Genomic DNA, 25292 nt, shown 5'->3' on the forward strand with positions numbered 1-25292 from the left:
CCATCGAGGACGCGCGGTTCCCGTCCCACCTGCAGGCGGCGAATGTCCAGGCCATCATCGCCGGGCTGGCGGGCAAGCTCGACGTCGCCGGCGGCGCGATCGCCGGCAATCTGGCGGTCGGGGGAGAGTTCACCTACGGCAAGGCCAAGGCGATCTCGGGCACCGACCTCGATGCTCTGACGACGCCCGGCTTCTACGACGGCAGCAATCTCGCAAATGGGCCAACCGGCGCAGGCAGCAGCACCTGGTACTACGTACAGGTTCAGCGGCACAGCAATTCGGGCCTCTACGTCGAGCAGATCGCGACCGCCCTCAACCACAGCAACGGAGCGAGCTGGAAGCGCCTTTGCGTCAACGGCGCCTGGCAGCCGTGGCGGCAGATGTGGGACGCCCAGACCTTCGACCCTGCGTCCAAGCTCAATATGTCCGGCGGCAATCTGACCGGGACGCTGCTCGCGATCGACCGGCTGACCGCCCGGGCGGCGGCCAACGGCAACGCGCATGTCTGGCTGCAGGATCCTGCCGGCAACAACCGTGCGCTGTTCTATTGGGACCGTAACACCGGCGATGCGCACCTACGGGTCTATGTCGACGATGGCAACGGGACCGCAGTCCCTGCGGGCACGATTTCGCTTCGCGCCAACGGCACGGTCGACTTCAACGGCAACACCATCTGGCACGCCGGCCACAAGGCGACCGCGGCCCAGTTCCGCGCGGGCACGGCGAACACGATCCTGACCTCGGATAACGTCTGGGCGGCGGCCGGCTACGTCGGCCTGTCCGGTGCCGCGGGCTCGACCCTCGCGGCGGGCACCTACGCGCCGAACTTCGGCGCAGGCCTCAACTTCCACAACGTGCTCGGCGGCAACGTTACGATCGGCAACCCGACGAATGCCAAGGCAGGCCAGACCGGCCTGATCGTCCTTCAGCAGGACGCGACAGGCGGCAGGACGGTGGCGTTCGGATCGGCATGGCGCTTCGCCAACGGGAATGCCCCAAGCATGAACACAGGCGCCAGCCGGACCAACGTCGTCGCCTATCAGGTGCTGCACAGCGGATTCGTGATCGGCTCCAGCATCGCGGGGCTGGTGTAATGATCCCCGGTCTCGCCAATGCCCTTCTCGTCGGCGGCAGCGTCGTGCCGGGCTCGGCGGCTTTCACGTCTCCGGGCACCTCTCAATGGGTGTGCCCGCCCTACAACATCCTGCGCATCCGCGTGTGGGGCGCCGGCGGATCCGGCAGCGCGACCTGGGCGGGCACCAGCTACGACGGCGCCAATGGTGGCCCGTCGTCGTGCGGCACCGTCTCCGCCGGCGGCGGCCAAGGTGGGCGGCGCTATGCCGGCGGCTACGGCGCGGGCGGCACTGGCGGTGCGGGCACGACCGCGAACGGCGGCGCTGGCAGCGCCGGCTATGCCTATACGGGCGGCCATGGCGGCCATGCTCCCAGCGGTGGTGCGGGCACGCCGGGCACCTCCGGCCAGGGCGTGTGGTCGGCCAATGGCGGCTATCCGGGCGGCGGATCAGGTGGCGTCGTGGGCTATGGTGCGCCGGCCGGTGGCGGCGGCGGTGCGGGCGGCTATTCGGATGTCACATTCACGGCCGGAGCGCCGGGGGCGCCGGTGCCCGGAGAAACCCTGACGGTTGTCGTCGGCACAGGCGGCGCACCGATCTCCGATGGCTGGGAACAATCCGGCCAGGGCGGACACGGCCGCGTGCTGACGGATTGGAGCTGATGCAATGGCGCTTGCGATCCAAATGAATGGACAATGGGAACGCTGGGACGGCTGGCTCGGCGAGGCCCGCCACAACACGCTCGACGTTGAGCGCTGCTGGTCGCCGGCCGAGCTGGAAGACGCAGGGCTCGCCGTCATCCAGCCGGCCTTGATACCGCCCGGCAAGGTGCCGGTCGGTCAATCGAGCTTGGTCGATGATGGCGGCGCGCCACGCGAGGTCTATGCGCTTGAGGATGAGCCGCTGCGCCCGTTGACGGCGCGGCAACTCCGTCTTGGCCTCATCACCAACGGCATCGCGCTCTCGGATGTCGAGGCCGCGATTGGCGGCGTCGAGGATGAGACCGAGCGGGCCGCTGCGCAGGTCGAGTGGGAGTATGCCTCTGAGTTCGTGCGCCATCATCCGCTGATCGACCAGATCGGGGCCGCGCTCGGCCTGACGCCGGCGCAAATCGACACGATGTGGCAGGGAGCGCAGTCGCTGTAACTTGGCCGCTCAATAAGCACCGACTGTCACCAAGGCTGCGGCCTCTACGATCACCGGGCGACCCACGGGCCGTCCTCGAATTTCTCTGATCGCGGCCCGCTTCGGCGGGCCGCTTTCGTTTGACGGCAGAACGGCGGGCGCTCCCCGCCCCTTAAAGGAGGCTCAAGATGAGCGACCCAACCTTCGGTATTTCGATCACTCAGATCGACAACGAGCCGAGGCCGGCTATCACGGCCGATATGTCGGTGATCGGGCTCGTCTTCACGGCGCCCGATGCCGACCCGAGCGTCTTCCCGCTCAACACGCCTGTTCCGTTCTATAGCGACGACACGGCCAAGGTCGCCGCGCTCGGATCGATGGGGACCGCGCCTTGGGCGATCGAGCTGATCAACCAGCAGCTCGGCGAATTTCAGGTCGCGGCGAGCATCGTCGGCGTCCGCGTCGAGGAAGGCGCCGATACCACGGCGACGATCGCGAACCTGCGCGGGAGCCTCAACAGCCGGACGGGCATGTATGCCCTTCTCGACGCCGGATCGCTGCTCGGCATCACGCCGCGCCTGATCGGCGTCCCCGGCTATACCGCGCAGCCGGCCGGGCTCATCAGCGCCGTCACGGTCGGATCGGGCGGCGCCGATTACGAAGTCGGCGATGCCGTCACGGGCACGGGCGGGGGCGGCAGCGGCTTTGCCGCGGAAGTCACCGCGGTTGATGGCTCGGGCGCCATCACGGCAGTCACGATCACCGACCCCGGCAACGGCTACACCTCGGCCCCGACCCTTAGCGTCACGTCGAGCGCTGGCACCGGCGCAGCCCTGACGGCGACGGTCGATCTCTACAGCAACGCGATCGTCGCCGGCCTGCCGACGCTCCTCGATCGCCTTCTCGCGGTCGCCGTCGTCGATGGGCCGTCGAGCGACCAGACCGCAGCGATCAACTGGCGCGATAGCATCAGCTCGAAGCGGATCGTTCCGGTCGAGACGGCGGTCAAGGTGCTCGATGCTGATGGCGATGTCATCACGGTCCCGGCCTCGCCGGCGGTCCTCGGCATCGCCGTCCGCCGCGATCACGAGTTCCAGGGCCGCCCCTTCCATAGCTGGGCCAACCAGCCCGTGCGCGGCATCGTCGGCCCCGCGCGGCCGATCGAGTTCTCGATCCTCGACGGGGCGACCGAGGGGCAGACGCTCCTTGCGAACAACCTCGGCATTATCGTCCGGGGCGAGAACACGGACGGGTCGGTTGCCGATGGCGGCTATATCTACGTCGGCACCGATACGTGCTCCGAGGATACGCTGTGGACCTTCTACAATCAGGTCCGCGGTCGCGATTACATCCACCTGATGTTCATCAAGACCCTGCGCTATTTCCTCGGGCGCCGAAATATCGATCGGGGCACGATCGAGGACGTCGTCAGCACCATGACGTTCGCGCTTCGCGACATTCAGGCGACGGGCGATCTCCTCGGCTTCCGCGTCAGCTTCTCGCGCGACGCCAACAGCCCTGAGCAGCTTCGCCTTGGCCGCTTTACCGTGTCCTTCCAGGCGGAAGAGCCTCCGGTGCTGCGCTACCTCGGCATCCAGTCGGCCCGCTATCGGCCGGCGCTCGACACGCTGCTCAACGACCTGCTCGCGCAGCTCGACGTCAACGCCTGATCGGCCGCCATCGGCCTTATCGCGCCGGGATAACCCGGCGCGCCTGTCCATCCCCTATCGGAGGCTCTTCAAATGGCGAGCACGATCTACATCATGGAGGCCGCAAACCTCTACTGCGGCGACCACGATCCGGCGAATTCGAAGCACCTCACGCTCGAAGAGCTGAAGCTGCCGGACCTTCAGGAAGTCCTCGTCGATCATCAGCCCGGCGGCGGCAAGGTCGGCGTCGAGTTCGCGGTCGGCGTCGAGAAGCTTGAGCCCACCTTCAACCTGAAAGGATGGGACCCGGTCCTTCTTCGGCAGTTCGGGCTGGGCTCGCGCGAGCGCCGCGTCTTCACGGCCTATGGCGTCGTCCGCGACAAGCGGTCGGGCCGGGCAATCGAGGCAAAGGCCGTGATGGAGGGGCGCCTGTCCCGCATCGCGCCGGCCGCCTTCCAGCGCGGCGAGGCCATGAGCCACGAATATTCGATCAACGAGGTGCTGCACTACGAGGTGCACTTCGACGGCGCCGAGGAGATGTATTGGGACTTCTTCACCAACACGTTTCGCCTCGGTGGTGTCGACCCCGACCCCGAATTCAATAACATCCTTCGCATCGGGAACGCGGGCTGATCCATGGCGAAGTATGACCTGAAGTATCCGATCGAGGTCGACGGCAAGACGATCTCTACGGTCACAATCCGCCGGCCGAAGGGCAAGGACATGGTCGTCATCGGCGACCATGTCGCCGCCTTGGCCCGCTTCTACACCTCCAATGCGAAGGCGATGAAGGGCTCGCTCGAGAAGGCCGTCGCCGCGGGGCTCAAGGCGGCTGAGGATGGCGCCTCGGCGCCGCCCGTTGATGATCTCGACGAGATCGATGCGGCCGAGCTGACGCCGCCGGATGCCGCGGTGTACCGCGCGATGGTCGCGATCGCCGATCGCATCGCCGACTTGGGCGAAGCGGCCGGCGAACTGGACCTTGTCGATCTTCAGGAGATCGCAACGAGGTCGCTAAATCCGGGGGAAGCATAGGGGCGTGGGGCAGCGCGCAATGGCGGCGAAGCATCGCATTCGCCGCCAAGCAGCTCAACACGCCCGTTTCCTTCTTTCTCGATCTGCCGGTCGGCGAGCTGATCGACTGGCTTGAGACCGCTGTGCGATCCCCGAGGTTGACCTGATGGCGAGCAAAACCAGCACCCTGACGGTGCGCCTGATCGATGCCGTCACCGGGCCGGCGCGGGCCGCCGCCCGCGCGATCCATGGCATCGGGTCGGCGGTCGACCAGACCAATTCGCGGCGCCTCCTGATCGGCGCCGCCGTAACCGATTTCAAGAAGAACGTCGGCCGCGCCGCGCGCGACATCAAGCGCAACGTCGACACGCTGACGTCGAGCATGTCGATCCCTATGACACTCGTCGGCGGCTTCGGCGCAAAGTCGGTCTACGAATTCGAAAAGATGTCGAACGCCGTCAAGGCGGTTACGAACATCACGGACGAGCAGAAGAGGTCCCTTCAGAGCTACGCGCAAGAGCTCAACAAGCTCTTCCCGTTCACGAACCGGGACATTATGTCGGCCGCCTTCGAGCTCGGCCGCGCCGGCTTCAAGTTCGACCAGGTCATGGGCTCGCTGCGCGGGACGCTCAACCTCGCACTTGCCGGCGACATCGAGTTGCAGCGAAGCGCTGACATCGCGACCAACATCCTAACCGCGATGCGCCTCCCGGCTCAGACGGCTGAGGAGGCGGCGTCCTCGCTTCAACGCGTCAACGACGTCATCGCCCACGTTGCAGCGTCGAGTAACACCGACGTGGGGTTGATGGGCGATACGCTCAAGTATGTCGCGCCGATCGCCGCAGTTGCAGGTGTCTCGCTTGAGGAGCTTGGCGCTGCGAGCATGGTGCTCGCCAAAGGTGGCATCCGCGGCGCTGAGGCCGGCGTCGCGATGCGCTCGGCCCTGACGCGCATGGTCAAGCCGTCGCTCGATGCGCGGCAGGCGATGGCCGAGCTGGGGCTTTCCTTCGAGGACTTCGCGACGTCGTTCCGCGCCTTCTCCATCGGCGAGCTTGCGGCCGGCATGAAGAACGTCGGCTTCGATATCAGTCCGGTCATGGGGCAGCTTCGCCAGCGCCTCGAAGGCAAGACGCTCGAAGAGAACCGCGGCGAGATCTACGAGATCATCCTTGAGACGCTGATCGGCGGGCTCAAGATCGACAAGCAGGTCGATCAGCGCAAGGTCGCTAAATCGGTGTCGCGCTTCATTTCCAGCCAGGCCAACGAGCTGGACATGATCGGCCTCTTCGAAGCGCTCGTCGAGAAGGGCGTAACGCCAGGACAAATGGCTCGCATCTTCGATCAGCGGCAGGGTGCGAGGCTGACAAATCTTCTGCGCGACCTATTCGGAACGCCTGAGTTGACTGCCGCGCTTGAGGAGATCGAAAAAAACGCATCGGGCTCGACGGATCGCATGGCGAAGACCCGGATGGAAGGGATCGTCGGCGTCGTCGCGGCGCATGTCGCCGCCTGGGAGAACCTTTTCATCGCCATCGCGAGGTCCGGGGTCCTCGAGGCTGTGACCAACGTCCTGACGACGCTCACTGGCGCGCTCGAGAAGATGGCGCAGTCGAACCCCGAGCTTCTGAAGTGGGGCACCTATGCCCTCATGGCAGTGGCCGCCCTCGGCCCGCTGACGCTTCTTCTCGGCGGTTTTGCCGCGATGCTCGGATTGATCGCCGGGTCGATGAAGATCATTGCAGCCAGTGCTGCCGGCACAGTTGCCGTTTTCCGGGCCGCTGCCGGCCTGGGGGCGGCTACGGGCGGCGCTGCTGGGGCGGCCGGCGCGGCGGGCACAGTAGCCGGCGCCGCAGGCAAGAGGGGCGTTCTCGGCCGTGCCTTGAAGTGGGGCGGAATTCTCGGGACGGCTTGGGGCCTCAACGAGCTGCTGGGCGCCATCGATCCCGAGGGCAACCTGTGGGGCGCGACGAGCGGGATCGACGCATGGTTCCTGCGCAACCTCGGCTTCAATCCCTCGAAGCTTGGCGGGGGCGTATCGACGATGCCGGGTGAATCTCAGGGCGAGGCGCGCGCCGAGCTACACTCGCGGCTCGAAGAGATCGATCGCAAGATCGGCGCGATCGAGGCGCGGACGCATCCTGCGATGCGCGATGCACCGAACCCCGAGCTTGACCGCCTGCGCATGGAACGGGCCGGCCTCGCCAACGAAGCGGCATCGATGGGAGCAGCCGGCCAGCAATCCGGCGCGGCTTTCCGGCAAGGGCTCAACGCCGAAATGCAAGCGGCCCTCAAGGAGGCCGAAGCGACGGCAGCGAGGATAAAGAGCGCGCTCGAGTTCACTGCGCAACCGACAATCCGGCCGCGTGTCGACGGCGCAACGCTGCGCGGCGTCCACGCCGACACGGGAGTTGACTGATGCTGATGATGCTCGGGCCGCTCCTGATGGAGGTATGGCCGTTCAACCCCACCGAGACCAGCCGGGAAAGTGGTGGGGACTTCGTCGAAAAGCCGGTGATGGGTCGGCGACCGCCGCTCGAATTCGTCGGTGAGGCATCGGAGACCTTCTCTATCACGGCCCGCCTTTTCCCAGCGAAGCTCGGCGGCCTCGGAAGCCTCAGCCAGATCAACGCGATGCGGCAGAGCGGTGTCCCGCAATACCTGATGCGAGGGGACGGGGTTCCTCTCGGCTGGATGGTCGTAGAGCGGGTGAACGAGCGCAACTCCTACCTCGACGCGAAAGGAGTGGGGCAGGTCATCGACGTCGACATCACTCTCAAGCGGGCCGATGCGCCGAACGCGGCCAACTTCTTTGCGGCCATCTCGGGAATTCTCCAATGACGACGGACAGCACCAAGATCGAGACAATCGTGGTCGAGACCGAGGACACGCCGCTTGACCTCCTGATCTGGCGGCGATTCCAAACGCGCACGCCCGGCCTAGTCGAGCGCGCGCTTGCGCTCAATGTCGACCTCGCTGACAAGGGCCTTCTCATCCCGGTCGGGACCGCCGTCATGATCCCGATCGACGCGCCCGACAAGGCGCCGGCGCAACGCCCCGTCGTCCGTCTTTGGGGATGAACCGTGGCGCGTCGGACCATCTGCATCGTCCGTATCAACGGGCAGGACGTCTCCTCGTCTGTTCTTCCGCTCCTGACGAGCCTGACGATCACAAACAAGGCCGGCACGGTCAGCGACGCGACGAGCCTCGAATTCGACGACGCGGACGGCGTCATCCTTTTGCCCGAGGATGGCGTCCCGATCGAAATCCAGCTCGGGGATGACCGGCGCGGCGTCGCGACGGTCTTCCGCGGCGTCGTCGACGAGGTTCGCTCATCTGGCTCTCGCAACAGCGGTCGGACGTTATCGATCTCAGGGAAGGGCGTCGACACCAAGGGCAAGGCAAAGCAGCCGCAGTCCCGGCATTGGGACAACAAGAGCCTGGGCGACGTCTTCCGCGACGCCGCCCAGGCGGCTGGGATCGGCAGCGTCCGCATCGATCCTTCCCTTGCCGGCCTTGTCCGCCCCTATTGGGCGATGCAGGGCGAGAGCTTCCTCCATTGGGCCGAGAGGATCGCGCGCGAGGTTGGCGGGACGTTCAAGATCTCGGATGACGTCGCGGTCCTCGCGCTACGCAACGGTGGGCAGGCACCAGGCGGCGGTGCCCTTCCATCAATCCGGGCTGTCTATGGCGACAACCTGCTCGCATGGGATATCGCGCCGATCCTCGGCCGTCCCCGCTACCGCAAGATGCGCGTGCGCCACTACGACCCAAAGACCGCCGAATGGAAGGTCGAAGACGTCGAGGTCGAGGACGAAAAGGCGCAGGCCGAATTCACCGGCCGCTATTCCGCGGCCGATCAGGGCGAGGCCAGGCGTACAGCGGAAAGCCGCAAGACGGACAGCGAGCGCGGCAAGGGCGGCGGATCGATCACTATTGACGGCGATGCGGATGCCGAGCCCGAGGGCACGGTCGTCCTTGTCGGCGCCCGCCCAGGAATCGACGGCACCTATCGCATCGACAGCGTCAATCACGATTTCTCCCGCGGCCCGGGCTGGACGACACGGATCGACGTCAAGCAGCCGCAGGGCGAGGCCGGCACGGACAACCGGGCCGCCGGGACGAATTGACCCCAAACGTGTGCACTTGAACCCGAGGAGTCCTTCCAATGGGTGTGGTCGTCCTAGTTATGATTGCCTGTGCTGGGCTCAATCGCGCGCGCGGCGATGACCGTTGGATGCCCATATGGCTCCCCGGTCGGGCGCTCTACTACGCGGCGCCGCTGATCGGCGCCATCGCCGCCATCTTGGGCGGCATCTCCTTCGGGGCGGCCTTGGGAGCCGCCTTTTTCGTTTGGGCGGTCGGTCCGTGGGGGCACCTCATCGGGCTCGGTCGCTTCGCGCCGGATCGCCCGGCGTCGAGCCTCGAGATGGTGCTCATCGAGATGGCGGCTGGGAATGTGCATGTCGCGCTCGGCCTGCGGCACCTCTTCGCTCTGCCGGGGCTGATGCTCGCGGCTACCATCGCCGGGGAGCTTCTGCTCGGCGTCGCAGCGGCGCTCGCCTTTTCGGCGCTCGCGGCCGGCGCCTATGAGATCGCATGGCGGCTGCGGCCGTCCAATCCGATCATCGTCGCCGAGCTGCTGACGGGCGCCCTGTGGGGCGGCCTCGCCGTCGCGCTGGCGTGATCGATGGCCCGGCTCATTCTCGCCGCCGTGCTCGCGGCGGCACTCGTCGCCTGCGCCCACCGTCCTATCCCCGGGGATGATCCGCTCGGCCCGGCGCACTTCGGGCGCGAGATGATGACCTTCTGAAGGAGACCTTATGCGCACCGTCACCGTCGCCGACCTGCGGGCCATCGCAGGCGGGCCGGCTCCGCTCGCCTCGAAGCTGGTCGGGCCCATCAACACGCATGCCGCATCGCAGGGCATCACGACGCCGCTGCGCATGGCGCACTTCCTGGCGCACATGGCCGAAGAGACCGACGGGTTCCGCGCCCTCGTCGAGAACCTCAACTACACATCGGCCGCGCGGATCCGCCAGGTGTGGCCGTCCCGGTTCAAAACGGACGCCGCCGCCAAGCCGTTCGTGCGCAAGCCGGAGGCGCTGGCCGAGAAAGTCTACGGTCGCCGGCTCGGCAATACGCAACCCGGCGATGCCTGGCGCTATCGCGGCGGCGGAGCGTACATGCTCACCGGCCGCGACAACTACCGGCGCTTCGGTGCCGCGGCCGGCATCGATCTCGAGGGCAACCCCGAGCTGGCGCGAGATCCGGAAACGGCCGTCGAGGTGGCGGCGCGGTACTTCGCCGCCCGGATGGCCGCCGCGGCGGACCGGGACGATATCGAGGGAACGACGCGGGCGCTCAACGGCGCCCTGACGAACCTTGCTGCGCGCCGCACCTATCTGGCGCGCGCCAAGTCGGCGTTCGGCGTGATGGCCGCCCCGGCGAAGGTGTCGGGGGGCAAGGATGCTTCCCGGGCGTCGAAGGCGGATCTCATGCGCCTGCAGGGGATGCTGCGCGATCTCGGCTATGCCGAGGTCGGCATGGTCGACGGCAAGTGGGGCAGCCGCACACGGGGCGCGCTGCTCGCCTTCAAGGCCGACAACGGGCTGCCGGTCTCGACCGATCTCGACGAGGCGACGTGGGCCGCGCTGGCACGTGCCGCGCCGCGGGAGGTCTCGACGGCGCGAGCTGAGGCCAAGACAGCGCCGAGCGCAGCCGCGAAGGCGGCGCAGGCCACGAAGGTGATCGGGGGCACGGCCGCGGTCGCCGGTGCGGCCGACGCCGCGCTTGAGCCGGCCGGCGGTATCTCTGGCGCCCTGGGATGGCTGTCCGGGGCCGGCGAGACGGCGCGGACGGTCTCCGATGCGCTCTCGCCGTTCCGCGATCTGTTCGCGTCGCTCGCCGGCAATTGGCCCCTGCTGCTCCTGATCGGAGGCGCCATCCTCTTCCTCGTCGGCCGTCACATCTTCCGGGACGAGGTCGAGAGCTACCGCGCCGGGGAATGGTCATGATCTCCGCGGTCGTGTCGGCGGCGACGTCCCGTGCCGGCCTGGCGGCGATCGGGCTCGTCGCCGGCTTTCTCTACGGTCACCACGTCGCCGGCCGCGGCGCCACTGTCCGCGATCTCCGGTCGGAGGTCGCCACGCTGCGGATCGACCTCGCCATTGCCAAGGGGGCGGCCGAGATCGTCGCGGCCGAGACGGCCGATCTCGACCGGCTGCATGCCGATCTCAAGGGGAAGAACGATGCCTATGCCGCCGATCTGGCGAAGAGGCCGGATGATCGCTGCCGCCTCACTGGCGCTGATGTCCGCCGCGTGCACGGCAACCGGTAATGCGCCGGCATCGCGAGATATACCGTCGACCGCGACCGCCGGCGCCCTATTCCAGCCGGTGCCGCATCCACCTGTCCGGGAAGGCGACGACGCCCGGCAGAAGCTCGCCGAAACCACAGCGGCGCTGACGATTGCCAACCGCCGGATCGTCGGCGCCCGGGCGTGGGTAGAGGACATCAGGGCGCGCCTGATGCAAGGGGCAAGGGGACAGTGATGTCGGAATTGCAACCGCCTTCGGGCAACATGGTTTTCCTCGGCGTCAACATCGTCCACCTCGCATCGGGCGTTGCCGGCGGCATCGTGCGGGGCCTGATCAATCCCTCCTACACCTGGACGGCCCGGATCTCGTCGGCGGTGGTCGGCGGCCTCACGGCCGGCTACGGCACGCCCGCGACGGCACACTTCGTCCGCCGCTGGCTCGAGCTCTGGGGGTACCCCTTCGGCGATGTCGAGGGCTCGGTGGGCTTCCTGCTCGGGCTGTGCGGCATGACGATCTGCGATGCCGTGATCCGCTGGGCGCGTCGCTGGCGCGACGGTCCGCCGTCCGCTCCCCTTCCGCCCCCACCGCAAAGAACATGTTGAGCTTCCCGCGGGCGACCGCGTGAAGGCGGCGCTTCGGCGCCGCTGCCCTCCGGGCGTTTCCTCCCTGACTTGGCCCCGCCCCGGTTCGCCGGTGGCGGGGCCTTTTTGCGTTTCCGGGCCTGCGCTCCCACAATCGGTCACATGAAGGTGCGCGGCGCCATTGCTCCTTGCCTGCCAACCCCGGCTAGCAGCCCGCCGGCGGGGCCGGGATGGCTGCACGAGATCAAGTTCGACGGCTACCGCATGATGGCTCAGCGGATGCCGGATCGCGTCCTCCTCATCACCAAGAACGGCTACGACTGGGCGGATCGCTACCCTGCGCTGGCGGAGGCAGTGCATCGGCTCCGCTGCACCTCCTGTATCATCGACGGCGAACTCGTCTCGTGCGATGAGCAGGGCGTCCCCGTCTTCGAGAGGCTGCGGAGCCGGCGCCACCCTGTGCAGCTCTACGCCTTCGATCTGCTCGAGCTCGATGGCGTCGATTGCCGCCCCGATCCTGTCGAGGCTCGGAAGCGGCGCCTGCGCAGGCTGCTGCCGCGGGACGATGCGCACCTACTCTACAGCTTCGGTCGACCATGCCGCGGCTGAGGTCGAGGATCGCCTCGCGGTTGCTCCGGACGTTGTAGAGGTTGCACATGGGCGGCTCCTCGTCGGCTCGCCGCCATTTCATCAATCAAGCGGCCAGTTCGGCAACCTCATTCGGCGCGCCGAACCCGCGCCACAATCCGAGGTCAATGATTTCAACGGCTTGCGTTCGGCTATAGCGGCCGAGACGGGCCTCCGCTACCACATCTGCGGTGTCCGTCCCGGGCACCAGGCTAACAGACAGACCATACCGAAGACATGGGCGACAACCTCGTGCCGAACGGGTTGTCGATGAAATATCCGAAGCCGTAGCCCACGAAGCTTGCGAGCCCAGTGCCTTCATAGGCTGCGGCTGTAGCGAATGGCCGCGCAGCATTCGCACTTGCGGGCGCTGAAACCCTCCGCCTGGGTCCTCGGCGCTTTCAACGGTCCGCACCCGCCGCCGTCCGCACGCGCTGACAAGTCGCGTTCAGTACGCTCTTGCGCGATCAAAAAATATCGCTACGAATCCGAACGTGAAAATTTCTGATCACGCGCCGGTTGCGCCGGCAAGGTGAAACGATCCCGGATGGCCACGGCTTTCGACGAACCCTCCATCGCGCAGCGCATTGCCCGCGCCGTTCTGTCGCCGTCGCATCGCCGGATCGCCGACTATGTCCTCGACCACCCGCTGCGGGTCGCGGCCATGCCCATCGATGAACTGGCGTCGATCGTTGGCGTGTCGGTGGCCACCGCCAACCGCTTCGCCCGCGCTCTCGGCTTCGACGGCTATGCGCAGTTCCGCACCGCGCTGGTGCTCGGCTTCGAGACGGCGCTGGCGCCTGTGGAGAAGCTGCGCGGAAAGCCGGAGAAGCCCGCGAGCGCCGCCGATATCCTGGCGGCAACGCTCTCGGAGACGGCCCATAATATCGACAGGACGCGGCAGGGCCTGGATACGGAGGCCTGCAACCGCGCGGTCGCTGCCATTCTTGGCGCCCGGCGCGTCTTCATCCTCGGCCTTGGCAGCAGCGTCTGGCTCGCCGGTCTTCTCCTGCGCAAGCTCGAACTCTTCTGCGATCAGGTACAACTGCTCGCCAGTATGGAGGGCTCTTCGCACGCGGCCCGCATCCTGCACCGGGTCAAGCCGGGTGACCTCGTCATTGCCATCGCCTTCCCGCGCTATCTGTCGGACACCTTGCTGCTGACCCGGCGCGCACGGGAGGCGGGCGCCGACGTGCTGGCCCTGACCGAGAGCCCCGGCTCGCCGCTCGCCTCGCTCGCCACGATCGCGCTTTTCGCCCACGGCGAGAGCCAGTTCTTCGCCAATTGCGAGGCGAGTTCGCTGGCTCTGATCGAGGCCCTGAGCAGCGCCGTCGCCCACGCCTCCGGCCGATCCGTGGAGGCGGCGGCCGAACTGGCGGAGGCCGTGCTGCCCTGGCTGCACGGCAACCATGCGGGGGCGCTGAGGCCATCGAGCGCGTGGGACAGGCAGGCGCCGTCGCCCTCTACGCCCCGGCGGGGCCCGAAACCACGCCAGGGCCGCTGACCGTGCGCGGCGGCCCCCTTGCCACCTTCGCCATTCCTCCGGCCCTTGCCGGCTAATCAACTTCGTGAGCGAACCCGCCCCGCCATGACGTCCCCCGCGATCCTGACCGCTCCCGCGCCGGACCCGACGCTTCACCTTTCGGAGAACCGGGTCCTTGCCGTCGATGGCCTGTCGGTGAGCTTCTCGACCTTCGAGCGGACGGTCTCGGCCGTGCGCGATGTCTCCTTCCACGTCGACCGCGGCGAGACGCTTGCCATCGTCGGCGAGTCCGGATCGGGCAAGTCGGTGACCTCGCTTGCCATGATGCGCCTCGTCGAGCATGGCGGCGGGCGCATCGATGCCGGGTGCATGCTCTTCCGCCGCCGCTCCGGCGCGGTGCTCGACCTCGCGACGGCGGGGCCGAGGACGATGCGCGCCATCCGCGGCGCCGATATCGCCATGATCTTCCAGGAGCCGATGACCTCGCTCAACCCGGTTTTCACCGCCGGGGAACAGATTGCCGAATCGATCCGCGTGCATCAGGGCAAGGGCATGGCGGAAGCCCGCGCCGAGGCGCTGCGCATGCTCGATCTCGTGCGCATACCGGAAGCGCGCAGCGTGCTCGACCGCTACCCGCACCAGCTCTCGGGCGGCATGCGGCAGCGCGTCATGATCGCCATGGCGCTGTCCTGCAAGCCTTCCCTCCTCATTGCCGATGAGCCGACGACGGCTCTCGACGTCACCATCCAAGCGCAGATCCTGCAGCTGATCCGTGCACTGCAGGACGAGATGCACATGGGCGTGGTGTTCATCACCCACGACATGGGCGTGGTCGCCGAGGTCGCCGACCGCGTGCTCGTCATGTGTCGCGGCGAGAAGGTGGAGGAGGGCGCCTCCGCCGGGTTGTTTGCGGCACCGCGGCACCGTTACACGCGCGCGCTCCTCTCCGCCGTGCCGAGGCTTGGCGCCATGGCCGGCACCGACCTGCCGCGCGAGTTCGCGCTTTTGCGCATGGACGACGAGGCGCCCGTCAAGGAGGCTGCCCCGCAGGCGACGGTGAAGCCGGACGCGGCGCCGATCCTGCGTGTCAGGGATCTCGTTACCCGGTTCGACATCCGCGGCGGCCTCTTCAACCGCGTCACGCGTCGTGTGCATGCGGTCGAGAAGGCGAGCTTCGATCTCTATCCCGGCGAAACCCTGTCGCTCGTCGGCGAGTCGGGCTGCGGCAAGTCCACCACCGGTCGCTCGCTGCTGCGCCTCGTCGAGAGCCAGAGCGGCGCCATCGAGTTCGACGGCCGCAACATCCGTGAATTGCCGCCGAGCGCCTTCCGCGACTTGCGGCGCAACATCCAGTTCATCTTCCAGGATCCGTTCGCCTCGCTCGATCCGCGGCTCACCGTTGGCTATTCCATCATGGAGCCGCTCTTGGTGCACGGTGTCGCGAAAGGGGAGGCGGCGCGCCAGCGCGTGCACTGGCTGCTCGAGCGGGTCGGCCTCACGCCGGCCCATGCCCAGCGCTATCCACACGAGTTCTCCGGCGGCCAGCGCCAGCGCATCGCCATCGCCCGCGCGCTCGCTCTCAACCCCAAGGTGGTCATCGCGGACGAGGCGGTCTCGGCCCTCGACGTGTCGATCCAGGCGCAGATCGTCAATCTCCTGCTCGAACTGCAGCGCGATCTCGGTATGGCCTATCTGTTCATCTCGCACGACATGGCCGTCGTCGAGCGCGTCAGCCACCGCGTGGCGGTGATGTATCTCGGCCAGATCGTCGAGATCGGCCCGCGCCGCGCCATCTTCGAGAACCCACAACATCCCTATACGCGCAAGCTGATGGCCGCGGTCCCCGTCGCCGATCCGGCGCGCCGGCACCTGCGCCGCGAGCTGGTGACGGACGAATTGCCGAGCCCGGTGCGCGCGTTGGGCGACGAGCCGACGGTCGAGCCCCTTGTCGAGGTCGGCCCCGGCCATTTCGTCGCCCGTCACCCGATCGGCGCCTTCGGCCGATGACTGCCCCTCTTGATCGCTTCACTGCAACGGGAGCCGTTCCAATGAAAAGTTCACTTCCACGAGGTTTGACAATCGCTTCCGGCCTTCTGGCCCTCGTGCTCGGCACCGCGCCAGCACTCGCCGCCAAGGATGTCGTGCTCGCCATCGGTGGCCAGCCGGAGACACTCGACCCCTACAACACCAACACGACTCTGACCACCGCCGTCACCAAGTCGTTCTACCAAGGCCTGTTCGAGTTCGATAAGGACCTCAAGGTGCGGCCGGTGCTGGCCGAGAGCTACACCGTCTCGGATGACGGCCTCGTCTACACCTTCAAGCTGCGTGAGGGCGTCAAGTTCCACGATGGCACGGATTTCAACGCCGAGGCCGTCAAGGTTTCGCTTGAGCGGGTGCTCAATCCCGAGAACAAGCTCGCCCGCTACAACCAGTTCAACCGCATCGACAAGGTCGAGGTCGTCTCGCCCTACGTCGTCAAGATCACGCTGAAGGACGCTTTCGGGCCGTTCATCAACTCGCTCGCCCACGCTTCGGCGGCCATCATCTCGCCGGCGGCCCTCGCGAAATACGGGAACAAGGATATCGCCTTCCACCCGGTCGGCACTGGCCCCTTCGTCTTCGAGGACTGGAAGCAGACCGATTACGTCAAGGTGAAGAAGTTCGACGGCTACTGGAAGAAGGATTTCCCCAAGGTCGATTCCATCACCTGGAAGCCGGTGCTGGAGAACAACACCCGTGCCGCCATGCTGCAGACGGGCGAGGCCGATTTTGCCTTCCCGCTGCCCTATGAGCAGACAGCCGCCCTGCAGGCGAACGACAAACTGGACGTGATCATCGGCCCGTCGATCATCGAGCGCTACGTCAGTTTCAACACGCTGCAGAAGCCCTTCGACGACATCCGCGTGCGTCAGGCGATCAATTACGCCATCAACAAGGAGGCCCTTGCCAAGGTTGCCTTCAACGGCTTCGCCTCGCCGGCCGAGGGCATCGTGCCGGAGGGCGTGCTCTATGCCCACAAGATGAAGCCCTGGCCCTATGACCCGGCCAAGGCCCGCGAGCTTCTGAAGGAGGCGGGCTATCCCAACGGCTTCGAGTCGATCCTCTGGAGCGCCTACACCACCACGACGGCGCAGAAGGCCATCCAGTTCCTGCAGCAGCAACTGGCCCAGGTCGGCATCAAGGTGCAGATCCAGGCGCTCGAGCCCGGCCAGCGCACCGAGTGGGTGCAGTCATGGCCCGATCCCAAGACGGCGAAGGTGCGCATGTACTACGCCGGCTGGTCGTCCTCGACGGGTGAGGCTGACTGGGCGCTGAGGCCGCTGCTGTCCACCGAGGCCTGGCCGCCGAAGCTCAACAACACCGCCTATTACAGCAACGAGGAAGTGGACGCCTATATCGCCAAGGCCCTGCGCTCGGTGAAGGACGAGGAGAAGGCGGAGCTCTACAGGAAGGCACAAGAGCAGATCTTCAAGGACGCGCCCTGGGCGCCGCTGGTGACGGAAAAAAACCTCTACGCCACCTCCAAGCGTCTCTCCGGCGTCTACGTCATGCCTGACGGCAATATCGAGGCAAGCGAGATCGCCGTTTCGGAGTAAGAGCGGGAACCCTTTTCCCGCACGCAAGTCGGGCATGCCCAACTTGCGCAAGAATATTGCGGATCTCGGGAAAACCCGAGATCCGATGCGGGGGAGAAGGACGCCGCCCGCTTGCAACGCGTCCCGTAGCTTGTCCAGCCAGGTCGATCCGGAGCCATGCTGCACTATTTCCTCAAACGGCTGCTGGGGCTCATCCCCACCCTCCTGATCGTCTCGGTGCTCGTGTTCTTCTTCGTGCACATGCTGCCGGGCGACCCGGCGCGGCTCGTCGCCGGGCAGGATGCGGACGAGCAGACGCTCGCCCTCGTGCGCAGCGAACTCGGCCTCGACAAGCCGCTGCCGCAGCAGTTCGTCAGCTATTTCACCCACCTCTTCGAGGGCGACTTCGGGCGCTCCATCCGCACGCGCCGGCCGGTCTCCACCGAGATCGCCGAGCGCTTCATGCCGACGCTGCTCCTGACGCTCACCAGCATGGTCTGGGCCGTTGTCTTCGGCATGGCGATCGGCATCGCCTCGGCCGTCTTTCGCAACCGCTGGCCGGACCGGCTCGGCATGACATTGGCGGTCTCCGGCATCTCCTTCCCCGCTTTCGCGCTCGGCATGCTGCTCATGCAAATCTTTTCCGTCGGGCTCGGCTGGCTGCCCACCGTCGGCGCCGACAGCTGGAAGCACTACATCCTGCCGTCGCTGACGCTCGGCGCAGCGGTCGCGGCCGTCATGGCGCGCTTCACGCGAGCCTCCTTCGTCGACGTGCTGCACGAGGATTTCGTCCGCACCGCGCGGGCCAAGGGTCTCAACGAGCGTATCGTCATCCTGAAGCACTGCCTGCGCAACGCGCTCATTCCGGTCGTGACCATGATGGGCCTCCAATTCGGCTTCCTGTTGGGCGGTTCCATCGTCGTCGAGGCCGTGTTCAACTGGCCGGGCGTCGGCCGTCTCCTCGTCGATGCCGTGGCGCAGCGCGACTATCCGGTCATTCAGGCGCTGGTGCTGATGTTCTCGCTCGAATTCATCCTCATCAATCTCGTCGTGGATCTGCTCTACGGCGTCATCAACCCCACCATCCGCTACAGCTGAGCCGGCCATGACCGATACCGCGACCGAGCTCGTCTCTCCCGCCTCCGGCACCACGGGCGAGGCCGTACGCACGCCCCTAAGGGAATTCTGGCGCCGTTTTCGCCGCCAACCGGTGGCGCTCGCAGCGCTCACCTTCGTGGTGCTGCTCACGCTACTGGCCGTGCTGGCGCCGTGGATCGTGCCGTTCGACCCGGAGAACTACTTCGATTACGACCAGCTCAATGCTGGCCCGTCGTGGTCGCACTGGCTCGGCGTCGACCCGCTCGGGCGCGACATCTTCAGCCGCATCGTGATGGGGGCCCGCATCTCGCTTGCCACCGGCCTTGCCTCTGTGGCGCTCGGCGGGCTCGTCGGCACGACGCTCGGCCTCCTCGCCGGCTATTACGAGGGCTGGTGGGATCGCATCGTCATGCGCATCTGCGACGTGCTCTTCGCCTTCCCCGGCATTCTTCTCGCCCTCGGCATCGTTGCCATTCTCGGCGGTTCGCTTTTCAACGTGGTCGTCGCCGTCTCCGTCTTCTCCGTGCCGGCCTTTGCCCGCCTCGTGCGCGGCAATACGCTGGTCCTGAAGCGCATGACCTACGTCGAGGCGGTTCGCAGCATCGGCGCTTCCGACTGGACCATCCTCGTGCGCCACATCCTGCCGGGCACCGTCTCCTCCATCGTGGTCTATTTCACGATGCGCCTCGGCACCTCGATCATCACGGCCGCGAGCCTCTCCTTCCTCGGTCTCGGCGCCCAGCCGCCGACGCCGGAATGGGGCGCGATGCTCAATGACGCGCGCGCCGACATGGTCAACGCGCCGCATGTGGCGCTCTTCCCGAGCCTTGCCATCTTCTTCACGGTGCTCGCCTTCAACCTGCTCGGCGACGGGCTGCGCGACGCGCTCGACCCGAAGATTGACCGCAAATGAGCATCATGTCCGTCCGGGATGCCACCCCGCTGCATGTCGGCACGCTCACAGCCGGCCCGCGCAACGCGATCACCGACGTTGCCGGCGTCAGCGTCGGCCATGCGACGCTCGCCGACGGTTCCGTGCAGACCGGCGTCACGGTGGTGCGTCCGCACGCGGGGGACCTCTACCGCGACCGGGTGCCGGCGGCGGCGAGCGTGATCAACGGCTTCGGCAAGAGCATCGGCCTCGTGCAGGTGGAGGAACTCGGCGTCATCGAGACGCCGATCGCGCTCACCAACACCTTCTCGGTCGCCGCCGTGGCCGAGGCGCAGATCCGCCAGACGATCGCGGCCAATCCGCAATGCGGGCGGCGCCTGCCGACGGTCAATCCGCTCGTCTTCGAGTGCAACGACGGCTACCTCAACGACATTCAGGCCATGGCCGTCGGAGATCTGCATTACCGCGGCGCCTGCGCCGCCGCCGGCCCGGATGTCGCGGAAGGGGCGGTCGGCGCCGGGCGCGGCATGGCGAGCTTCGGCGTCAAGGGCGGCATCGGCACGGCCTCGCGCCGCGCCGAGGTGGCGAACGGCCGCGTTTTCACCGTCGGCGCGCTGGTGTTGGCGAATTTCGGCCGGGCGGCGCAGCTCATACTCGCTGGCCGGGCCATCGGACCCGTGCTCGCGGAGCGGCTCGCCGCCGCGAGGGAAGACGCCGCCGGAGGGGAGGGCGAGGCACAGGAGAAAGGCTCGATCATCCTCCTCATCGCCACCGACGCGCCGCTCGACACACGCCAGCTGCGACGACTCTCGCTGCGCAGCGCCGCCGGCCTCGCGCGGACCGGCTCCATCTTCGGCCACGGCAGCGGCGACATCGCGCTCGCCTTCTCCACCGCCTATACGCTGCCGCAGGAGGCGGCTCGCCCCATGCCGGCCATCGCCATGCTGAATGACGCGCTCATCGATCCACTGTTCCAGGCTGTCGCCGACAGCACCGAGCAGGCCATCATCCATGCGCTTTGGCGAGCTGAGACGGTCACCGGCCGTGACGGCCACCGGCGGCAGGCGCTGCTCGAGGTGATGCCCGATCTCCCCTCCCTCCTTTCGGAGCGCACCCCATGAAGGTTCTCATCTCCGTCGACATCGAGGGCGTTGCCGGCGTCTACCACCCCGAGCAGACGCGCGCCGGCAACGGCGAATACGAGCGGGCCCGCCTGCTGATGGCGGAAGAGGCGAATGCGGCCGTGGCCGGGGCCTTCGAGGCCGGTGCGCGCGAGGTCATCGTCAACGATTCCCACGGCGGTTTTCGCAACATGCCGGCCGAGCGGCTCGACGCGCGCGCCCGGGTCGTGCAGGGCAAGCCGCGCTATCTCAGCATGGTTGCGGGCGTCGAGGAGGGGGTGAATGCCGTCTGCCTCATCGGCTATCACTCGCGGGCCCATGGTCGCGGCATCCTCGCCCACACCATCAACAGCTTCGCCTTCGCCCGCATCGCATTCAACGGGCTGGAACTCGGCGAGGCCGGCATCTACGGCGCGCTTGCCGGCGAATATGGCGCGCCCGTCGTCATGGCGAGCGGCGATGACGTCTTCATCGACGAGAACCGCGAGCTGTTCCCGCACACCGTCTTCGTCGAGACAAAGCGCGCCACCGGCTGCAACAGCGGCATCAGCCTCTCGCCGGAGCGGGCGCGTGCGGCGATCCGCGCCGGCGTGAAGGAGGCGCTCGTCTGCCCGCCGGCGCCGCCGTTCCGTTTGCCCGGTCCCATCACGGCGCACATCCGCACGCAGACGCCCGCGCTTGCCGATCTCTTCTGTCAGTGGCCGACGCTGAGCCGCCTGTCCGGCGACGAGATCGGCTTCGAGGCGCCAACCGTCGAGGCAGCGGTGCGTATCGTCAATTCGCTCTCGGCGATGTCGACCATGCTGCGCTGACGCGCCGCATTCCCCTTGCAAGGACGCAGATCTTCCCTTGCCGCTCCACGCCCGCCAACAGATCGGACATTCCAGCCATGGCAGAGACTTCCGCGCCGCGCATTGTCTACGTCAACGGGGCCTTCCTCCCCATCGAGACCGCTTCCATCCCGGTCATGGACCGCGGCTTCCTTTTCGGCGACGGCATCTATGAGGTGACGGCGGTCCTCGATGGGCACCTGATCGACAACGAGCCGCATCTGGCGCGGCTCGAGCGCTCGCTCGGCGAGATCGACATTCCCAATCCGCATTCGCGCGAGGCGTGGACGGAGATCCAGCAGGCGCTCGTCGCCCGCAACAATCTCTCGGAGGGCCTCATCTATCTCGAGGTCACGCGCGGCGTTGCCGAGCGTGACTTCCTCTCTCCCGCCGGCCTCACGCCGACGGTGGTGATGTTCACCCAGGCAAAGTCCGTGCGCACCAGTGCAGCGCTGGCGAAGGGTGCCGCCGTCATCACCGTGCCCGACCTGCGCTGGGCCCGGCGCGACATCAAGTCGACCTCTCTCCTTGCCCAGGTGCTCGCCAAGCGCGCGGCGGCTGCCGCGGGCGTCAACGAGGCCTGGATGGTCGAGGACGGGACGGTCACGGAGGGGGCCTCCTCCACCGCCTTCATCGTCACCAAGGCCGGTGAGATCGTCTCGCGCCCCCTGTCCCACGCCGTGCTACCGGGCGTGACCCGCCGTGCCGTGCTGCGTCTCGTCGCAGAAAAGGGCCTGACCTTCGTCGAACGTCCCTTCACCGTGGAGGAGGCGCTCGCGGCTGAGGAGGCGTTCTTCACCAGCGCTTCCAGCCTCGTCATGCCGGTCACGTCCATCGACGGCCGGCCGATCGGCGGCGGCAGCCCGGGGCCGCTCACCCGCGAACTGCGCCAGCTCTACATCGAGGCCGCGCTCGAGGGCCGGTGACCGGCCCCGCTCTCGCCCGGCCTCAAGGCCGGGCGAATTCTTCCGTCACCTCGAACACCTCTGCATGGGACGCGACATGGAAGCGTCCCTCCGCCGTCACCCAGCCACGGAACATGCCGTCCGTGTTGTAGGGTGCCGTGACGGAGCCATCGGCCGCGACCGCGACGAGGCCGGCGCCGATGCCGTAGGGCGCGAGGTCCTCGTGGATGACCTTGGCCGCCGCAGCCGTGAGGCTTTCGCCGAGATAGGCCATGCGGCTCGCCACCTCGTGGCCGACCGCGTGGCGGATGAAATACTCCCCCTTGCCCGTGCCCGAGACGGCGCAGATGCCGTCGCGCGCATAGGTGCCGGCGCCGATGATGGGTGAATCGCCGACGCGCCCGACGGGCTTGTTGGTATAGCCGCCGGTCGAGGTCGCCGCGGCGAGCCGACCGGCGCCGTCGCATGCCACTGCGCCGACCGTGCCGTGCTTCTCCGCCTCGCTCGCCAGTCGCGTGGTACCGGCCGCGGCGCGGGCCTTCATCCGGGCGAGCGCCTCGAGGCGCCGCTCCGTGGTGAAATACGAGGGGTCGACGACGGCGAGGCCGGACTCGCGCGCAAAGGCGTCGGCGGCTCCGCCGGCTAGCATCACGGCCTCACCGCTCTCCAGGACGGCGCGCGCCGCTTTCACCGGATTACGGATGCGCCTGGCGGCGGCCACCGCCCCGGCGGCGAGCGTGCTGCCGTCCATGATGGCGGCGTCGAGCTCATGCTCGCCCGCCGCGTTGAGCGCCGCCCCGTGACCGGCATTGAAGTGGGGTGAGTCTTCCATCACCACCACCGCGGCCTCGACCGCATCGAGCGCACTGCCGCCGCCCGTCAGGACCGCCCAGCCCGCCTGCAGCGATCGCGCAAGATCGGCGCGCGCGGCCATCCATTCGTCCTCGCTCAGGTCGAGCTTCGCCATGACGCCACAGCCGCCATGGATGGCAAGCGCGATCGGCCTCATCAATGACCTCGCTGATAGATGGTTCAGATAAGGGCCGGCAGCGAGCGCCGGCCGCGATTCGTGATCGCAACCCTATCCTGTCGCGCGCCGATGTTCACGGCCGAGACCTGTTCATCGGCGCTGTACCGGCGTTATTGCGCGCAGCTTACCCGGGTTATGCGTCAGCGGTACGAACCTTCGTCCGACGCCCTCGAACGTTGCCGCTGTCGTCCGCCAGCGCGAGGACGTAGCGACCATAGTCGCTCTTGCCGAGGGCCTCGCCGAGAGCGCGCAGCTGGGCGCGGTCTATATGACCCATGGCAAAGGCGATTTCCTCCGGACAGGCGATGCGGAAGCCTTGGCGCTTCTCGAGCGTCCGCACGAATTCGGCCGCTTCGACGAGGCTATCCGGCGTGCCGGTGTCGAGCCAGGCATAGCCGCGCCCCATGGGCAGGACAGACAGCTTGCCGCGCTCCAGATAGGCGCGGTTGACATCGGTGATCTCGAGTTCGCCCCGTGTCGAGGGCTTGAGATTGCGGGCAATGTCAACCACATCGGCGTCGTAGAAATAAAGGCCGGTCACCGCCCAGCTGGAGCGCGGCGTCACCGGCTTCTCCTCAATGGTGCGGGCCTGCCCGTCCTCGTCGAACTCCACGATGCCGTACCGCTGCGGATCCTTGACGTGGTAGGCGAAGACCGTTGCGCCCCCGGACAGGGCCTGTCGTCGTGCCTGCTGCAGAAGATCCGTCAGGCCATGGCCGAAGTAGAGATTGTCGCCGAGGATGAGGGCGGAGGGGCCGCCCGCCACGAAATCGGCCGCGATGTGATAGGCCTGTGCCAGCCCTTCGGGACGTGGCTGCTCGGCATAGGTCAGGGCAAGGCCCCACTGCTCGCCGGTGCCGAGCAGCTGTCGGAAACGCGGCAGGTCGGCCGGCGTCGAGATGACCATGATCTCGCGGATGCCGGCGAGCATCAGCGTCGTCAGCGGGTAATAGATCATCGGCTTGTCGTAGACCGGCAGCAACTGCTTGGAGACGACATGCGTCATCGGATGCAACCGCGTGCCGCTGCCGCCAGCAAGGATGATGCCCTTCATGCCCTTCTCCATTTCCCTTCTTCGGCGGCAAGGCAGCGCGCCACGACCCCGGCGAGCGAGACGCGCCAGGGCGGCAGCGCAACGCCGTGCACCGCCGCGATCCGGCTACAGTCGAGCCGCGTGTCCGGCGCGCGGGCCGCGGGCGTCGGATAATCGGCCGTGCCGATGCGCTCGATGCGGGCGGCGGGGCCGCCGCGCGTCGCGCTTTCGGCAAAGACGGCCTCGGCAAGATCGGCCCAGGTCGCCTCACCCGCCGCGCTCATGTGGAAGAGGCCGCGCAGCGCCACCTCGCCCGGCCGCGCCACGAGATTGCGCGCCACCGCGATGACGCCGTCGGCGATGGCGAGGGCGGAGGTCGGGGCACCGTGCTGGTCCGCGACGACGTGCAGGACCTCGCGGCTCGCCGCGAGCGCCAGCATGGTGCGGACGAAATTGCGGCCGAAGGGGCTATAGACCCAGGCGACCCGCAAGATCGCATGGTCCGGCGCGGCTGCGGCGACCGCGGCTTCGCCTGCCAGCTTCGAGCGGCCGTAGACGTTCACCGGGGAAGGCGCGTCCTCCTCCCGGTGCGGCCGGCCGATGTGCCCGTCGAAGACGTAGTCCGTCGACAGATGCACCACCGGCACCCCGAGCCGCGCCGCCGCCGCCGCGACCGCGCCGGCGCCCGCTTCGTTGACGGCATGGGCGAGCTCCGGCTCGCTCTCGGCCTTGTCGACGGCCGTATAGGCGGCCGCATTGACGATGACCTGCGGCGCCGCGGCCGCGAGGGCCGGCAGGATCGTTGCGGGCGCCACCAGGTCGAGCGCCGGCCGGCCGAGGGGAACGACCTCGACGCCGAGGGCGCGGCCGCGCTCCACGAGCGCCCGCGCCACCTGGCCCTCGCGGCCCGTGACGGCGATGCGCAGCGGCTGCGCG

At 67.6% G+C, this 25292-nt stretch carries 28 protein-coding genes; 24 read left to right on the plus strand and 4 right to left on the minus strand.

Features of this window, described 5'->3' with window-relative positions; translation table 11 throughout:
* The 6 genes from P2T65_RS15980 to P2T65_RS16005 all read left to right on the plus strand — a co-directional run.
* Positions 1-1094: pyocin knob domain-containing protein (locus P2T65_RS15980; RefSeq protein ID WP_276200170.1), on the plus strand; the 1094-nt coding region annotated here is incomplete at its 5' end.
* Entirely contained in the window at positions 1094-1735 is a 642-nt protein-coding gene (locus P2T65_RS15985; RefSeq protein WP_276200171.1) for a hypothetical protein, read from the plus strand. The genes P2T65_RS15980 and P2T65_RS15985, both read left to right, overlap by 1 nt.
* Positions 1736-1739: 4 nt before the next feature.
* Complete coding sequence (locus P2T65_RS15990; RefSeq protein WP_276200172.1) at positions 1740-2219, plus strand: hypothetical protein; 480 nt, start codon at positions 1740-1742, stop codon at positions 2217-2219.
* Positions 2220-2386: 167 nt separating this feature from the next.
* Entirely contained in the window at positions 2387-3868 is a 1482-nt protein-coding gene (locus P2T65_RS15995) for a phage tail protein (RefSeq protein WP_276200173.1), read from the plus strand.
* Between the two features lie 72 nt (positions 3869-3940).
* Positions 3941-4480 carry a phage major tail tube protein gene (locus tag P2T65_RS16000; RefSeq protein WP_276200174.1) on the plus strand — a complete coding sequence of 180 codons (540 nt, stop codon included), beginning with the start codon at positions 3941-3943 and terminating at the stop codon, positions 4478-4480.
* Between the two features lie 3 nt (positions 4481-4483).
* Entirely contained in the window at positions 4484-4882 is a 399-nt protein-coding gene (locus P2T65_RS16005; RefSeq protein ID WP_276200175.1) for a phage tail assembly protein, read from the plus strand.
* Between the two features lie 54 nt (positions 4883-4936).
* On the opposite strand, the gene P2T65_RS16010 is transcribed toward P2T65_RS16005, so the two are convergent.
* Positions 4937-5245 (minus strand): hypothetical protein, encoded by a 309-nt coding sequence (locus P2T65_RS16010; RefSeq protein WP_276200241.1) that lies wholly within the window; start codon positions 5243-5245, stop codon positions 4937-4939.
* Positions 5246-5255: 10 nt separating this feature from the next.
* Between P2T65_RS16010 and P2T65_RS16015 the strand changes: the two genes are divergently transcribed.
* From P2T65_RS16015 to P2T65_RS16100, 18 genes are all read left to right on the plus strand, one after another.
* Positions 5256-7277, plus strand: coding sequence for a phage tail tape measure protein (locus tag P2T65_RS16015; RefSeq protein WP_276200235.1), 2022 nt, complete (start codon positions 5256-5258; stop codon positions 7275-7277).
* Positions 7277-7699, plus strand: coding sequence for a phage tail protein (locus tag P2T65_RS16020; RefSeq protein ID WP_276200176.1), 423 nt, complete (start codon positions 7277-7279; stop codon positions 7697-7699). The genes P2T65_RS16015 and P2T65_RS16020 overlap by 1 nt, the downstream gene beginning before the upstream one ends.
* The gene (locus tag P2T65_RS16025) at positions 7696-7938 is read left to right on the plus strand and encodes a tail protein X (RefSeq protein WP_276200177.1); all 243 of its coding nucleotides are present in this window, start codon (positions 7696-7698) and stop codon (positions 7936-7938) included. The genes P2T65_RS16020 and P2T65_RS16025 overlap by 4 nt, the downstream gene beginning before the upstream one ends.
* Positions 7939-7941: 3 nt before the next feature.
* Positions 7942-8988 (plus strand): contractile injection system protein, VgrG/Pvc8 family, encoded by a 1047-nt coding sequence (locus tag P2T65_RS16030; protein WP_276200178.1) that lies wholly within the window; start codon positions 7942-7944, stop codon positions 8986-8988.
* A gap of 107 nt (positions 8989-9095) precedes the next feature.
* The gene (locus P2T65_RS16035) at positions 9096-9545 is read left to right on the plus strand and encodes a hypothetical protein (RefSeq protein WP_276200179.1); all 450 of its coding nucleotides are present in this window, start codon (positions 9096-9098) and stop codon (positions 9543-9545) included.
* A 3-nt stretch (positions 9546-9548) separates the two neighbouring features.
* Positions 9549-9671: a hypothetical protein gene (locus P2T65_RS16040; RefSeq protein WP_276200180.1), complete on the plus strand. Its 123-nt coding sequence runs from the start codon at positions 9549-9551 to the stop codon at positions 9669-9671.
* Between the two features lie 10 nt (positions 9672-9681).
* Complete coding sequence (locus tag P2T65_RS16045) at positions 9682-10875, plus strand: peptidoglycan-binding protein (protein ID WP_276200181.1); 1194 nt, start codon at positions 9682-9684, stop codon at positions 10873-10875.
* Positions 10872-11198: a hypothetical protein gene (locus P2T65_RS16050; protein WP_157672622.1), complete on the plus strand. Its 327-nt coding sequence runs from the start codon at positions 10872-10874 to the stop codon at positions 11196-11198. Before P2T65_RS16045 ends, P2T65_RS16050 begins: the two co-directional genes overlap by 4 nt.
* Positions 11199-11411: 213 nt before the next feature.
* Positions 11412-11780, plus strand: coding sequence for a hypothetical protein (locus tag P2T65_RS16055; RefSeq protein WP_157672620.1), 369 nt, complete (start codon positions 11412-11414; stop codon positions 11778-11780).
* A gap of 141 nt (positions 11781-11921) precedes the next feature.
* The gene (locus P2T65_RS16060; RefSeq protein ID WP_276200182.1) at positions 11922-12368 is read left to right on the plus strand and encodes a hypothetical protein; all 447 of its coding nucleotides are present in this window, start codon (positions 11922-11924) and stop codon (positions 12366-12368) included.
* A 565-nt stretch (positions 12369-12933) separates the two neighbouring features.
* Positions 12934-13890: a MurR/RpiR family transcriptional regulator gene (locus P2T65_RS16065; RefSeq protein WP_055460422.1), complete on the plus strand. Its 957-nt coding sequence runs from the start codon at positions 12934-12936 to the stop codon at positions 13888-13890.
* A gap of 84 nt (positions 13891-13974) precedes the next feature.
* Entirely contained in the window at positions 13975-15876 is a 1902-nt protein-coding gene (locus P2T65_RS16070; protein WP_276200183.1) for a dipeptide ABC transporter ATP-binding protein, read from the plus strand.
* Positions 15877-15917: 41 nt separating this feature from the next.
* On the plus strand, positions 15918-17468 hold the full coding sequence (gene gsiB / locus P2T65_RS16075) for a glutathione ABC transporter substrate-binding protein GsiB (RefSeq protein ID WP_276200184.1): 1551 nt from the start codon (positions 15918-15920) through the stop codon (positions 17466-17468).
* A 156-nt stretch (positions 17469-17624) separates the two neighbouring features.
* Positions 17625-18545 carry a glutathione ABC transporter permease GsiC gene (gene gsiC / locus P2T65_RS16080; RefSeq protein WP_055460425.1) on the plus strand — a complete coding sequence of 307 codons (921 nt, stop codon included), beginning with the start codon at positions 17625-17627 and terminating at the stop codon, positions 18543-18545.
* A gap of 7 nt (positions 18546-18552) precedes the next feature.
* Entirely contained in the window at positions 18553-19458 is a 906-nt protein-coding gene (gene gsiD, locus P2T65_RS16085) for a glutathione ABC transporter permease GsiD (RefSeq protein ID WP_071924253.1), read from the plus strand.
* 5 nt (positions 19459-19463) lie between these two features.
* A complete protein-coding gene (locus P2T65_RS16090) occupies positions 19464-20558 on the plus strand; it encodes a P1 family peptidase (protein WP_276200236.1) in 1095 nt (364 codons plus the stop codon).
* Positions 20555-21370, plus strand: coding sequence for a M55 family metallopeptidase (locus P2T65_RS16095; protein WP_055460427.1), 816 nt, complete (start codon positions 20555-20557; stop codon positions 21368-21370). Before P2T65_RS16090 ends, P2T65_RS16095 begins: the two co-directional genes overlap by 4 nt.
* A 77-nt stretch (positions 21371-21447) precedes the next feature.
* Positions 21448-22314, plus strand: a complete 867-nt coding sequence (locus P2T65_RS16100) for a D-amino-acid transaminase (RefSeq protein WP_055460428.1) — start codon at positions 21448-21450, stop codon at positions 22312-22314.
* 22 nt (positions 22315-22336) lie between these two features.
* Here the strand turns inward: P2T65_RS16100 and P2T65_RS16105 are convergent, their stop codons facing one another.
* The 3 genes from P2T65_RS16105 to rfbD all read right to left on the minus strand — a co-directional run bounded on the left by P2T65_RS16105 (position 22337) and on the right by rfbD (position 25282).
* Positions 22337-23302 carry an isoaspartyl peptidase/L-asparaginase gene (locus P2T65_RS16105; RefSeq protein WP_055460429.1) on the minus strand — a complete coding sequence of 322 codons (966 nt, stop codon included), beginning with the start codon at positions 23300-23302 and terminating at the stop codon, positions 22337-22339.
* 154 nt (positions 23303-23456) lie between these two features.
* Positions 23457-24377, minus strand: coding sequence for a glucose-1-phosphate thymidylyltransferase RfbA (gene rfbA / locus P2T65_RS16110; RefSeq protein ID WP_055460510.1), 921 nt, complete (start codon positions 24375-24377; stop codon positions 23457-23459).
* Positions 24374-25282: a dTDP-4-dehydrorhamnose reductase gene (gene rfbD, locus P2T65_RS16115; RefSeq protein WP_276200237.1), complete on the minus strand. Its 909-nt coding sequence runs from the start codon at positions 25280-25282 to the stop codon at positions 24374-24376. The genes rfbA and rfbD overlap by 4 nt, the downstream gene beginning before the upstream one ends.
* Between the last annotated feature and the right edge of the window lie 10 nt (positions 25283-25292).

This window comes from Chelatococcus sp. XZ-Ab1 (assembly GCF_029309855.1).
Lineage (GTDB): Bacteria > Pseudomonadota > Alphaproteobacteria > Rhizobiales > Beijerinckiaceae > Chelatococcus_A > Chelatococcus_A sambhunathii.